This is a genomic window from Paenibacillus sp. J2L1-98 (assembly GCF_056269405.1).
In genome coordinates this window covers 54,884-69,041 of sequence record NZ_JBWDNW010000014.1, presented here as the reverse complement: position 1 = coordinate 69,041, position 14,158 = coordinate 54,884, and the positions used below count along the sequence as shown (strand labels likewise).

Sequence of the window (14,158 nt, the reverse complement as noted above, 5' to 3'; positions counted from 1 at the left end):
TCATTGGATTACCCTTGGGGCTTCCAATATTCATTCGAAAGGATGCATTTGCTGCTAATGGTTTAGGAAGAAATTGGTTCCGGTCAAGCGTTGAACCAGCTCTTGAATCTTTCAACCATGTAATCGGTCATCCATTGATTGACCTCCCACAAATCCGCGACAGGCTTGTTCGTGAAAGGCAGCGTCGGCAAATAGCCTGGAGGCCCGAACTCCGCAGTAAATGTGGCCGAGGTGTTCCCGTTCTCCGCTTGCTTGGCGAATATACGATACCACCAGTCCGTAAACAACTCGAGCTCGCGCTTATACTCCGCAGCGGCCGGATGCGGGACTTGCGGTCCTTGCGGGAACCCTACCCGGCCATGAACATGAATCGTCCGGTCGACGGCGAGGGCGATTTCCTCCGGATGATTTTCCAGATGTGATTCGCATACGTTAACCCAGTGGCTAAAGTCTGCCGTAATTCGCAAATCCGGATATTTTCTTAATAATCTCGCAGTCGTCCATGGCGTAAACATCGCCCGTCCCCGATGCGTCTCATGCGCGATTCGAATGCCGGACTTTTGCTGGGTGGTTAGCGCTCCCTCAAAAAATCGGTCTTGCTCCGGTTCGGGCATACTATCTTTTGCGCTATGAGCCACAATAAGCAGCGGTTCAAAGCTTGCAGCCCGTTCAACCTGGCTTTTAAACGAAGCTAAATGATCGTCATGCGTATAAACTTGGATAATATATTCCAGCTTATGGCGTTTAAGAGCTTCTCTAAACGAGGATTCATCGGACTCGGATGGCATCGGTCCTTCTATTCCGTCGTAGCCGGCCGCAGCTGTCCGAGCCAATTGATCCTGAATGGTACCCTCCATTCCCCATAGCGCCTTTATCTTCTTCAGTTCCATATTCACGCCGCCTTATTTCTGCAAAATTGATTTTTACCGTTTGTACAAAATGGGGAAATATTCGTTTGCAAAAGCCTGTCCATTGACGGGACGCGGTCCAAGATGACGAATGTTGTCATGCCTCTGAATGCCGGCGCGATAACCGGTTCCGCCTTTCATCACATGCGCTACGACGGAAAGCCGGGGCTCATTCGTCCGGTTCGGTCCCGAACCGTGGAACGTAAGGCCGTGATGGAAGCTGGCTTGGCCGGCCTTCAATATACATGGCTCTTCTACCCAGTCGCGGCCGCCCGCGTATTTCGTCTTTAGCTCTTCCATGTTCTGATTAAAAAAGCTGGCGCTGTCGGGAATTAATCCCCATTTATGCGACCCCAGAATCGTCATCATCCCGCCGTTCGTCAAGTCCGTATCCTGTAGCGCGATCCAGACGGTGATCATATCGGAGGTGTCCGAGCATTGCCAATAACCGTAGTCCTGGTGCCAGCCCACATTGCCGGCCTTCGTCACCTTGTCTCCGATGCCAGGCTTATAGATGACTTGATCATGCCACAGCCTGATTTCATCCGTCTCCAGCAAATCTGCTGACAATTCTCCAATAAGCGGATCCGTCACGACTTTTTTCACTTCGTCATTAATCCACCAGCCGTTATCCAATTTACGAAGAGCTTCGGGATTGCTGCTCACTGTCACAGGATGCATCGAGAGTCCGTCCCCGTCGAAATCACTGGACCAAATGCGCTCATGCGCCTCGCGCAAGCGCGCGATCTGCTCGTCGTCTAGCAGCTTAGGACTGATCCAATACCCGTCCCTGTTAAAGGTTTCCTTATCCTTTTGAGTAATTTTGTATTGGCGTTCGGCTTTCAATGTCATGTCTAACTCCTCCTTTGATGTGTTCGACATAAGAATAAGGTATAGAAGAGCGGCTTGACGTTCACTCTAGTACGAAGTAGGATTAGAAACATTAAGCACGATTTGAAACAAGGAAGGCTGATCTTTCTCATGAAAAAGCATTCGGATGATGACAGCTTGATCCCGAACGCAACCGGACAATCCTCCCCGAGCAGCCGGGCACGATGGACTTATGACATCCACCATGATCCTCCCATCCGTCATGTACCGGAGTTCATCATGCTCGGATACGATGAATTGCGCAGCGCGTCACCTCTACCCGAGCATGAACATCCGGGGTGCTATGAATTCGTTCTCATTGAACGAGGTCAGGCAAGCTGGGAGCTTGAAGGCGTTCTCTATCGATCGCAGGCAGGCGATCTGTTCCATTCGCGCCCCGGCGAAAAGCATCGAGGCGGCTTCAATGCCATAGAGCCTTGTAAATTTTGGTGGCTGATTGTTGCTGCCCCCCAATGCCAAGGATGGCTTCGGCTTTCATCGGAAGAGTGCATGCTTATGCAGCACATGATGGAACAATTGCCGCGTGTTATTCCGGTCGGGCTGTCTCCGGTCGAATCATTCAAAAAGCTAAGAAAAGCATTGCTGAATCAAACACCGGAACAAAGCATTGCCGTACGCAATGCGCTAACGGATATTCTGCTTGCTTTCCTCCAGCCCGGAATTGGCAATCAAACGATCGCCATTGATTTACTGCGTCAATATGACATTCTAATCGCGAAAATGAGCAATGAGCCGGAGTGGCGGCCGTCCATCGATGAACTTGCCTCGTTCGCCGGCGTCAGCTCCTCCCACTTCTACCGCACCTTTCAGGAGTATACCGGAGAGGCTCCGATCACTTTCTCGGAACGTCTCCGTGTGAAGGAAGCCTGCCGGCAGCTTGCGGAGACCGCCGATTCCGTAACGGATATTTCTCATAGGCTTGGATATCAATCGAGCCAGCATTTCGCTACCGTGTTCAAGCGGTTCGTAGGCGCTACCCCGTCCCAGTGGCGTAATGATAAAAAAAACCTTACGGCTGAACAGTGAAATCCGCTGTGTCTATTCCGTAAGGTTTTTTAGTTGCTTTCGTATCAATCCCTTTTCATCCCATTTAACAGGTGAATGATGTAAAAAATAACAATACTGTTCGTCATATACATGACGATATCGGATTTTATCGAAAGGATTGAATCTATTATCGCATCGTGCTAATCTCTGCTTCCTATATGAAAGCAGCCATTACTCTTTGGGCTCTTAATCGAGGCCTTTCTCAGCTGTTAAAATTGCAAGATAATCGAATTTTGATCTCGATAAAATCGAAGAGGGGGAGAAATTGATCTCCCCCTCTTTCATTATGATCCGTCCTAATTTTTATTAATGTGAATGCTCTACTTTTGTGACAAAACATATTGAGCGTCTCGCAGCAAATATTTTACCGCTTCGCTTGAAATATGCTTCCCGCTTTGAGCCTTCACTAGATTCACAAAGCCCGTCAAATCGTTGTTTGCCAATTTTCCCAGAAGACTTTTGGTAATATCGGCATCATCGATCCACTTGTAACTACCAAAGCGTGTCACCAATGCCTTTAATGAATCGATGCTGGCCACCGTCGTAAACTGAACGGTCTTGCTTGCCTGATTGCCGGCCAAGTCGCTGGAGGATACAACAAGCTTATGCTGTCCAAGCGGCAGCTTATAAAGCGGGATCGTCGTGCCGTTCTGGTAAGCATTCGTATCGAGCGTTACCGTCGTCTTGCTGTTGTCGACACCCGACAAGTCGTCGGTCACTGCAAGCTGAAGCGTCAAATCCACGGAATCTTTATAAATGCTGTTGTCTCCCGGTGCAGACACCGCGATCGACGGAGCTTTCTTATCAATACTAATGGATACCGTATGCGCTTGTTCCACGCTGCCTGCTCTGTCTACGCTCCAATAGACAAGCTTGTGAACTCCATCTTCTGACAATACGACGGAAGTTCCCGTTTGCTCAGCGCCATCGTCTACCGTATAGTAGGTATTGGCTACACCCAATCCGTCATCGCTCGCGCTTAAGGTTACAGTGACATCTTGATTGACCCAGCCGCTTGGCGCATTGTCCGTTGTCGTTGGCGGTTGTTGAGGTTCCAACCCGTTTATAGCTGCATTCAGGCCTGCCAATGCATCGTTAACCTGTTGCTGTGTTGCTGTTTTATTACTGTTCACTGCAATCGCACCTTGCAGTGCGTTCTGTAATACGCTCCAAGATACTTTTGTATACATTTGTTCATTTAATGTACGTGCCGCAGCTATTTTCTCAGACAAGGCGTCTTTATTCACTTTAATATCTTGGTAAGCAGCCTCTAAACCGGCATTATTAATAATGTCTCTTGCCGCCTGAGGCCAGTTTTCATCGGGTACTAAAATTGTATTTGTAACTGTGGTCCTTGTGCCTGAATTATTAAAAGTGGACGTTGTTGTATAATTGGTGTCAAGGTGAACATCGTGAATGGAACCTGTCCACATACTGCTCCATTCTACACCTTGCGCGACTCTGATGACATTGTTGCTGTCTTTGTACCAAGAGCTTCCCTCATCATGAAATAAGGATGTAAAATGATAAGTATGCGTATGGCTAGTATAAATATAGTTTCCTGTTATGGTTGACATCCAGTCGCTGCCGCCCACATTCCCGCCAATTGTGTAGATGCCTCCGCCATCTGACAATTTACTGTTTCTCATCTCATGCAGATAGTTGTTTTCAATCCTGTTATTTCTTGTAGGTGTCTGGATAAATTGCCATCCCCAGCCAACATGAATGCCAGAGTAAGGGAGATTATATATTTCATTATGGGAAATATCCATTTGCTGCGGATAGGATGCAGCAATCCCTGTTGCAGACATATACTCGACAGCAACATCATGTACATAGTTATTAAGCACATCGTTATTTACGAGCAGCTTCCGTTTATCACTCGGATTTAAGCTTTCCTGATCGTATCGTTTATAACCATCTCCAACCTGTATGGCAGTTGCAGAAATATCATAGAACTCGGACCCTAGAATGAGGTTATCCTGACTGCCCTCACTCATTAATATCCCCATGTATCCAAGTTTTGAAAAATTATCTCTCTCGAAGATAATAGATTTGGCATTCTTTAATACGACTGCGCCGTTATAATCCAAAAATTCATCGTATTGCTGACCTGGGACTGTAGAGGTTTCTCTGATTACATTATTTTGCGCATCAGGATGGCCCCGATCCCCGCTTGGTCTTAACCATGTTGTGTATTCGAAATTAATGCCTTCAAATTGGATATGGTTTACCGTATTGTCCAGATTGCTGCCCTCAATCAATAATAGTTTTTCGAGTACAGGTGCAACCATATCCGCCTTGGACATGTCTTCGCCAGCCTTAGGCTTGTAATAAAATGTATTCGCATCTCCGCCTATAGCTCCTGTTCGATCCAGATACCATTCGCCTTCAGCATCCAATAATTCATAAGCATTCTCAATGTAGGATGGATTACCTACAGCTGTAGCGCCTTTACCTTTTAAAAACTTCCAACCAGGCTGCTTCATTGTAATGGTTGCTTTAGTACCATCAGTAGTTATGGATTGTACGCCGCCTCTTGGATTTGTCCATCTGGAAATATAAACCATTTCTATATCGCTTACATTTTTGTAATTAGCCAATGCTACATCGGTCGTCGTATGTCCAGTGGAATTATTGGTAGCATCGCTAAGACCTCCGGTGCTTCTTGCTCTTGTAGCACGCTCACCATTGACAAATAGTTGTCTGGTTTCAATGGGGCCTCCAGCCGTCGCTTTATAAATGTTTTTATCCGCATCGTAAAGCGTCCAACCTGTAATGCTTTTGCCCCCGCTTATGACAGGCTTTACACTATCTTTGGCCTTATATATGATGTCGAAACCATTTGTTCCTGAATCAGTCTCGTTAAAGACAACGGTATCCTTAAGCGTATATGTGCCTCCGTCAAGATAAACGATAATATCTCCAGTCATATCTTTATTGATGGTACGTATCGTATCCCGAGCCTTCTCTATCGTCTTGAAAGGCTGTGTCTCCGATCCAATGTTAGAATCATTACCGTTCGGAGATACATAATATTCTTGCTGAATGGAATGCGGAATAACTGTAACTTCACAAGTTGAGGCAATCCCATTATCATCGGCTGAAGTAACCGTAATCGTTGCTCTGCCTTCTTTTATTGCTACCACTTTTCCGTTTTGGTCTACGGTGGCTACTTGACTATCGCTAGATGACCAAACTAAACCTTTAAATGTAGCATTTTCCGGTTGCACAGTTGCATTCAGTGTTTGTGTTCTGCCGGCGCCAAGTTTTATGGAGCTTTTGTCAAGAGTTATACTTTGAACATTCACTTTACTAACTGTCACATTACTAACCGCTTTAATAGAGCTATTATCAGCTGAAGCAGCCGTAATCGTTGCCGTTCCTTGCTTTAGACCTTTTACTTTTCCGGTTTGATCCACAGTTGCTACGCTAGTATCACTGGATGACCATACAACGGACTTAAAAATTGCATCAGATGGCAATACATTTGCTGTCAATGTTTTGCTCTCACCGACATTAAGATTCATTGCATTCTGGTCAATCGTGACATCCGTAACAGGGACTTTAACAACATTTTCAACTTTCATTTCATCAAAGTAAAGTATGCCTTTATCAGCATTTGTCATACCTACAATGACCTGACCGATATGATCAATTGTTGATTTTCTGAAGCTATGCTGGGAATCTTTCAGGACCCCATCTATATACACGTCATATTTACGATCAACCGTGTTCATAACCAGCTTAACTTCATACCATTTATCGGCCTGATAGGAACCAATATTTTTAACTCCGCCATCGTCTAAGATGGAGATATTGCCCCCTTGGTAAAGGCTGAACTGAGTCGCAATATTCTTATTGCTGTCTGCGACAATAAAATATCCTGCAGAACCTGTTTGCTGCGCTTTCATCTTTACGGTGACATGAACTAAACCTCTTTGAACATCAAAAGTTTTATTCGCGTATAATGTACCCATTCCAGTTTGAGTTTTATCTAATTTTAGTACCTTACTATCACTCCCTGCCGGACCAGCTACTTGTGCTATACTGAGTGTTCCCGAACCCACTCCACCATAAATACTAAAATCGCTGCTGGGATCTCCAACATTATAACTTTCGAAGTCTTGATACCAGACCTGTGTGCTCTCAGCTTTTACAACTTCTGTTGTAGAAACCAACACCGAAGGAAGTGCGATACATATCGCTAGCAATATGTAAAAAAGCTTTTTCAGTTTACTGTTTCTGTTGATATAATCCAACATATTTATACCTCCTGGCTATTCAGAATAATATATAAGCATTCAAATAAACACGCTTTCAAATTTATGCTTTCAGTCTTCGGAAGGTGAGTAGATAGTGAACCGTACGAAGGACCGGTTCACCTTCCTCCCCATTCTTCCGTTATTTTTTGCTTTCATATTCCTTGCCTTTTTGAGACAATGCGTCGTACGTCTGTTCCGGCGTTGACTTACCGAAGATCAGCGCTTCCGTGATTTTCTGAAAATCAGCCTCGAAACCACTCCAACCTTTTGGTGTTACGTAGAATGGCTGCGCGTCAGGAGATGTCTTGGCAACGAGATCAATCGCCATCTTGTCAATTGGATTAAATTTTGTGTCCAGCGCCTGCAATACCTTTTTCGACACAGGGACGCCGCGGGATGTACCTAAAATTTCGGCAGCTTCAGTATCATTGACGAACCAATCGATGAATTTCTTAGACTCTTCAATTTGTTTGGAATCCGCGCTGATACTCCAGAACATCGACGGTTTCAGATAACCGCCTGCTTCGGTGCCTTGCGGTACGGTAACAGCTGCAAATGATCCCGGTTTCGCTGCATCGAAGGAAGATATTTCAGCCGCGAATGCACGGCGGATGAGAGAGGTTTCTGTAAATACAAAATCTCCTTTGGCATCTCCGAATTTGTGCGTAACATTCACATCCGGCGGAGGCACCACCCCTTTCTTGCGCAAGTCTTCAAACTTGCGGGCGTACTCTACGAATGTGGCCTTGTCAATGTTAAATTTGCCATCCGCAGAAATGGAATACCCTTTGCCCTTGCTCAACTGATACGAATTATAAGAAGATAAATCGGTTGTTGAGTCAAGAAGCGCATATTTTCCTTTTTCCAATTTCGATTGAGCTTCTTCACCGAATTTAAAATAGTCGTCCCACGTCCAACCGTTCTTCGGCGGCGTAATGCCAAGCTTTTCCGTAATGGCCTTATTGTAGACCATCCCGTAAGCATTATTCCCGATAGGAAGCGCATACATTTTTTCCTTGTATTTACCTGTATCAAGTAATGCCATGTCGATTTCCGCCGTATTCAATCCCGCAGATAAGTCTGCCAGTTGATTGCGGCCCGCGTAATCGGCAAGCCATGCTGCATCCATCTGAATAATGTCAGGAGCATTTTTCGCTGCTGCTTGTGTCGCCAATTTGTCCGAGTATCCGTCAAAGCCAGAGTACTCTGGTTCGAAAGTGACATTCGGGAATTTTTTCGAATACAGCTCGAGCGCTTTAAGCGTAGCATCATGCCGGGCTTGAGAGCCCCACCATGCAATACGCAGCTTGACCGTTGCTGCTGTAGGGTGCGCGTTGCTCGCATCGGTTGCTTCGTCTTTCTTGCTGCCGACACTGCATCCTGCCGTAAAGATGAGCGAAGCGACAAGTGGCAAAGCAACCCATTTACTTATAATTTTTCTCATAGTGACTAACCCTCTCTGCTATTTTTGTTGAATATGCCTTTATAGATATCTTACTTCTATGCATCCGGAATAAAAATAAGGTAGTTTACCAAAAAGCTTTGCATTTTAACAAAATCACATTTTTTTAGGCGTAATGCCTGTCCATTTTTTGAATAATGTGCTGAAATACGTTACGTTACTATAACCTACCAATTCGGCAATTTCATAAATGTAATACTTGCCTTCCTGCAGCAGAGCTTTTGCTTTCTCCATACGTACTCGGGTGATATAGTTGTTAAACGTCTCCCCGGTGGCCATGCGAAAGATAGACCGTAAATAATTGGTAGAAATTTTCAGTTCGTTAGCCAGTTCTTCTACCGTAATCTCTTCGGCATATTGCTCATGTACATATCGGAGCATGAAATCGACCGCTTGCCGGTGCCGTGCGCTCTCCACAACATCATTTGACTTTGTTTGCTCTTGCTTATTCATTGCTTCAGCAGGTGTTAACGGGTGTAAATCCCCGTACTTGCGACTTTCCATAAGCGATCGATAGGCATCCTTGGAAGAAGACGGGATGTCCGTCCAGCGCTCCTTTAGACTGCCGATGCCGATATAAATATCCAATTGCAAATATTTGTTAACACAATCAACAATTGTCACCGATAATTTATCCATGATCGCTTTCGCCTCTTGCTCTACAATCTCCAAATCCAAATAGAGAAGCAAAGCGGTTTGGTACTGTAGCAGCTCAATAATATCCGCTCGAATATGCTCCCCTTTTATCACTTCTTGGATGATATTAAAGACAGCGGAACGAAGCAGGCTTCGATCGGTGTACGATAAGCCGGCCCATCTTTTAGTCGCCCCAATTTCCAGGCTCATAACGGCATAGCGATGCCCGCGACAGCGCCAATTCTTCTCAGTCCACTCCCGCATCCATTCACGTTCATTGCCCGGCGTACCGATTACGGAAGATTTTAACCACTCATTTTCAGCGAAAGGTTCATAAGTCATAAGCTGCTGGCGCAGTTCTTCACCTTCAGACTTCTTGATGTATTCTACTTCCAGTTCCGAAATAACGCGGGTCAGTACATCACGAATGGTACCGACGCTGATCGGCTTGGACAAATAATCCGTAACCTGCAGCCGCAACGCTTGACGCGCATATTCAAAATCGGAGTATCCGCTCAGGATAATGGCCTTTCCTTCATACCCTTTATCCCGAAGCTTTTCGAGCATTTTCAAACCATTCATAACAGGCATATAAATGTCCGTGATAATGATGTCGGGTTTGACTACCTCAATCAAGGACAGCCCTTCTTCGCCATGGGCCGCTTCTCCGCCCCATTCCGCATCGATCTCATCCCAGGGAATAACCGATTTTAATCCATCCAGCACATTGTAGTCGTCATCCACGATTACGATTTTCCACAAGTGATCCACCCTCCATTTTCAGTTTTTCCATATACAGCGGGATGATCATGATCACTTCCATGCCTCTCTGCACGCCGGAGATCAGCTCAAGTGAAGCATTTTGTCCGTAAAAAGCCTCCAACCGTTCCCTCACATTCCTCACTCCATACCCGCCGGTTTTGCGGTTGGTCTGTTCTTGCCAATCCGGACGAAGAGGAACCCCATTATTGGCAATTGTTATTTTCACACGACCATCCGATTCCAGTGAGGCGACTATGCGAATTTCGCCACCCATCCGTCCCGGGAATCCATGCATAACTGCATTTTCTACAAAAGGTTGCAGCGTGATCTTGGGAATATACCCTTTCTTGATGTCTTCCGGGACATCAACATGGAATGAGATGCGATCCTCCAGCCGGATTTGCTGAATATTCATATAACACATGACGTGATCCAATTCTTCCGCGATCGTAATCATCGTTTCTCCATTGGACAGTCCGATCCGGAACATGCGCCCCATCCATTCAAGTACCCGGCTCATTCCCTCTTGGCCGGCGCGAATCGCCATCCAGTTGAGTTGATCCAGTGTATTATACAAAAAATGAGGATTAATGGACGCTTGCAGCACTTGAATTTCCGCAACCCGCTGCCGACGATATTGATTTTCCAGTGTTTCGTAAAGCTCACTCACACGATCCAGCAGTCGTCGGTAACTCCTAAACAGCTGCCCGAATTCGTTGCGGTATTCCTTCAGAAGAGTAACCTCATTAGATGGCTTCTGCCTTTGAAAGTTTTCCATTAAGCGGAGCAACAATCGTATGGGCCTAATAAATTGCCGTGAGATCAGAAGCGTTATCAGCAAAGCGCTTGCAATGGCAAATACGCCAATAATGAATAGCGACCTGGCGAGTGCAACACTGCCCCGCGTAATTTCCTCCCATGGCGTTAATTCCACAAGCAGCCAATCCGTGTTGAAAAATCGCGACCATACAAGCAATTTTCCTGATTCCTTCATGTGGATGTATCCGGACTGCTCTTTCATTTTATTATCAGCAGAATGGATCACTTCAATCGCATCATCCCAATGTTCCGCGCCAACTCCGGTAATCGGCCGGTTGCCCGAATCAAGAATAATCCGGCCATACGTCCGTTTCGCGTCTGTTCCTTGTATCATTTCTTTAATAAAATTTGCTTTAACATGAAATACTAAGAAGCCCTGAAGTTGAAACTGTGTAGAGTAAATCTTGCGCGCAAAGCTGATCACCGGCCTATCCCCTTGCAGCGTTGCAATCGTATGCTCACCGATCCATGTAAAGTCGCTCTGCTCCGCAAAAGGATACCAGTTCTCATTCTTCAGCTCCGACAAGTCGGCGAACCGAACGACTTGAAGATTTCTATCCGTCTTCAGTCCGCTTGCAAACACTTCAATCGATTGGATCGAATTCGTGCTATTGGCGATATTGGTCAAGACAGATCGCGCTGCAAGCTGGTTCAAATAAGTATCATACGTACCGTTACTCTGAACAATAAATTCCAAAAGATCCGAATTACGGGACGACGCAAGTGACATTTGTTCGATAGAAGTCATTTGAATGACTAATTGCTGGTTCAACTGATTCAAGAGCTCCTGCTGATAGCTGGAAGTATTGCTGACCGCCTCCTGGGAGGAAACCCAATATCCAACCCCTGTGACAACCAACAACAAAATCGTGATAAAAATTGAAAAAATGCCGGACAATAAAAATTCAATTCTGTATGTCTTAAAAGGGTGCCGCCAGTCGCTCATTGCTATATGCCTCCGCTCCAAACAAAGAAAGCTACGGTTTCTGCATGAGAAACAACGTAGCAATCGACTCTTTAATTTATCTTATCCTTTAAAACCAGTGGATGCAATCCCCTCTGCGCTAGCAAGAAAAGGTATACCGAAGGTACATTATTCTATCCAGCCAGCGTTTTGCATAAACCAAAAGTGGGCTCGCTAGAGTCCCTTGATTTTATCCACCGACTTGAAGAGATGGTGAGCCGTTTGAACGTCCGATTCACCATCTTGTATGCATTTATTTTTTCGCTTCGTATTCCTTGCCCTTTAACTGCAATACATTTTTCGATACAGGAACACAGGCACTTTTTTAGGCGATCGATTTGTTCATGCACCTTATCCTTTTCCTTATCCTTTAATACCCGTGGAAGCAATCCCTTCAACAAAGTGCTTCTGCGCTGCGAAGAACAGAATAACCGAAGGTACGATTGACAATAGAGACATCGCCATAAGCTGACCCCATGGCACGGAAGCCTGCGTATCGACAAACAGACGAAGCGCCAACCCTACTGTATACTTATCAACCGAATTAATATAGATCAAATGCCCAAAGAAGTCATCCCAATTCCACAAAAAGCAAAAGATTCCTACTGTTACTAATGCCGGTTTCATTAGCGGCAGGATGATACGGTAGTAAATACTGAACGAGTTGCAGCCATCCACAATGGCGGCCTCATCGAGCTCTCGCGGAATGCCACGAATAAACTGAATCAGCAGGAAGACGAAGAACGATCCTCCAATGCCTCCGGACAAAGCATGCGGTACCGTGAACGGCAAGTACGTGTTAATCCACCCGAACCGGTTAAACAAAGAATATTGAGGCACAAGCGTGACCTGGCTTGGAAGCATTAATGTCATGAGAAGGACCGAGAACCAAAGCTTCTTGAGAGGAAACTCCATCCGTGCGAAGCCATAAGCGACCAAACTACAAGAAACAAGCGTTGTAAAGAGCAGACTGATAATAAGCGTGAAAGTGTTCATATAAAAGTGCGTGAACGAATACTTGGGGAGAGCTACCCAACCATCCGAGAAGTTACTCCAAACGGGATGGCTTGGAAAAATGTTTGGCGAGCTAATCTCTGCGTTCGTCTTTAAACTCGCCCCAAACCACCAGAGAACAGGATAGATCATGACCAGACCAAATATTAGCAAGAATAAATGTGTGCGAAATTCACGCGATAATAAACGAGATAGTCTCATCCTTTTTTCCCCGCTTCCGTTTCATAGAATACCCAGTATCGTGAGCTTGTGAAAATAAGTGCCGTAGCAAGACCGATGATGACGAGCAGCGCCCACGCCAATGCGGAAGCATATCCCATCTCGAGGCGGGTAAATGCCTTCTCATACAAATATAAGGCAAACATATAGGTTGAATTGATCGGGCCGCCATGGGTAATAACGAAAGCTTGGGTAAACATCTGAAATGAACCGATGGTTTGCAGGACAAGATTAAACAAAATGACCGGCGAGAGCATCGGCAGCGTGATTTGGAAAAACTGTCGCAGCTTCCCTGCCCCGTCAACCGATGACGCTTCGTATAAATCCGGGGAAATTTGCTTCAAACCTGCCAGAAAAACGACCATGGCGGAACCGAATTGCCAAACGACCAGCAGGATTAATGTGCTTAGAGCTGTCTCGGGATTACTGATCCAACTCGATGCTTTGATGCCGAACACCGATAAAATTTGATTGATAAAGCCATCCATGCCAAAAATATTTTTCCACAGTACCGCAACCGCAATACTCGAACCAATCAGCGATGGAAAATAAATCAGCGTGCGATAGAACGATATCCCCCGTATTTTGCGATTGAGCAGCATTGCTACGAGCAAAGCTGATGTTATCTTAAGCGGTACAGAAACTACCACGAAAAGCAGTGTTACCTGGAGCGATTGATAAAAGTCCATATCTTGGGTAAGCATATAACGGTAATTCGAAATCCCTACCCACTTCTCTTTTCCCAGCAAAGAATAATCGGTGAATGAATAGTATAGCGATTGAATCATAGGCCACAGCGTTAACGTAAGAAAGCCTATAAGCCAGGGCGCTATGTACAAGTATCCGCTCCATGTTCTTTGAGCGGTCGTTTTGTTGTTCATGGTGTTGCCCCCTCATTTAAGAATTATGTTCTTAGTATAAAAGGTCGGGCGTTTTCGAATGAATAATTAAAACAACGAATTCTTTCACTATTTAACAAGACCTGCATTCCTCTTAACGAAAACCCAGCGTCGCGTCTAATTCGGTTCATTGAGTAAACAGAAGCTTAACCGCTTCTTAGCCTCGCTCTTCTAGTATTCGCGCAAATCAAAGAGGGGGAGAAACGAATCTCCCCCTCTTTCATTACCGATCCTAATTTTCGTTAATTGTGACGAAAGCTGCATTTATTCTC

General features: G+C 45.4%; 9 protein-coding genes. 1 reads left to right on the top strand and 8 read right to left on the bottom strand.

Going from position 1 to position 14,158, the window contains the following annotated elements:
- Positions 1–83: 83 nt before the first annotated feature.
- Both AC0YNZ_RS21625 and AC0YNZ_RS21620 read right to left on the bottom strand, forming a co-directional pair.
- A complete protein-coding gene (locus AC0YNZ_RS21625; protein ID WP_475828575.1) occupies positions 84–890 on the bottom strand; it encodes a sugar phosphate isomerase/epimerase family protein in 807 nt (268 codons plus the stop codon).
- A 33-nt stretch (positions 891–923) separates the two neighbouring features.
- Entirely contained in the window at positions 924–1,760 is an 837-nt protein-coding gene (locus AC0YNZ_RS21620) for a phytanoyl-CoA dioxygenase family protein (protein ID WP_475828574.1), read from the bottom strand.
- Positions 1,761–1,889: 129 nt separating this feature from the next.
- On the opposite strand from AC0YNZ_RS21620, the gene AC0YNZ_RS21615 reads away from it, so the two are divergent.
- Entirely contained in the window at positions 1,890–2,825 is a 936-nt protein-coding gene (locus AC0YNZ_RS21615) for a helix-turn-helix transcriptional regulator (protein WP_475828573.1), read from the top strand.
- A 341-nt stretch (positions 2,826–3,166) separates the two neighbouring features.
- Here AC0YNZ_RS21615 and AC0YNZ_RS21610 read toward each other — a convergent pair whose 3' ends face one another.
- The 6 genes from AC0YNZ_RS21610 to AC0YNZ_RS21585 form a co-directional block, all read right to left on the bottom strand.
- The gene (locus tag AC0YNZ_RS21610) at positions 3,167–7,111 is read right to left on the bottom strand and encodes an Ig-like domain-containing protein (protein ID WP_475828572.1); all 3,945 of its coding nucleotides are present in this window, start codon (positions 7,109–7,111) and stop codon (positions 3,167–3,169) included.
- Between the two features lie 139 nt (positions 7,112–7,250).
- Positions 7,251–8,555: an ABC transporter substrate-binding protein gene (locus tag AC0YNZ_RS21605; protein WP_475828571.1), complete on the bottom strand. Its 1,305-nt coding sequence runs from the start codon at positions 8,553–8,555 to the stop codon at positions 7,251–7,253.
- Between the two features lie 114 nt (positions 8,556–8,669).
- The gene (locus AC0YNZ_RS21600; RefSeq protein WP_475828570.1) at positions 8,670–9,980 is read right to left on the bottom strand and encodes a response regulator; all 1,311 of its coding nucleotides are present in this window, start codon (positions 9,978–9,980) and stop codon (positions 8,670–8,672) included.
- On the bottom strand, positions 9,946–11,736 hold the full coding sequence (locus tag AC0YNZ_RS21595; protein ID WP_475828569.1) for a cache domain-containing sensor histidine kinase: 1,791 nt from the start codon (positions 11,734–11,736) through the stop codon (positions 9,946–9,948). Before AC0YNZ_RS21595 ends, AC0YNZ_RS21600 begins: the two co-directional genes overlap by 35 nt.
- Before the next feature lie 381 nt (positions 11,737–12,117).
- Positions 12,118–12,969 (bottom strand): carbohydrate ABC transporter permease, encoded by an 852-nt coding sequence (locus AC0YNZ_RS21590; protein ID WP_475828568.1) that lies wholly within the window; start codon positions 12,967–12,969, stop codon positions 12,118–12,120.
- On the bottom strand, positions 12,966–13,868 hold the full coding sequence (locus AC0YNZ_RS21585) for a carbohydrate ABC transporter permease (protein WP_475828567.1): 903 nt from the start codon (positions 13,866–13,868) through the stop codon (positions 12,966–12,968). Before AC0YNZ_RS21585 ends, AC0YNZ_RS21590 begins: the two co-directional genes overlap by 4 nt.
- Between the last annotated feature and the right edge of the window lie 290 nt (positions 13,869–14,158).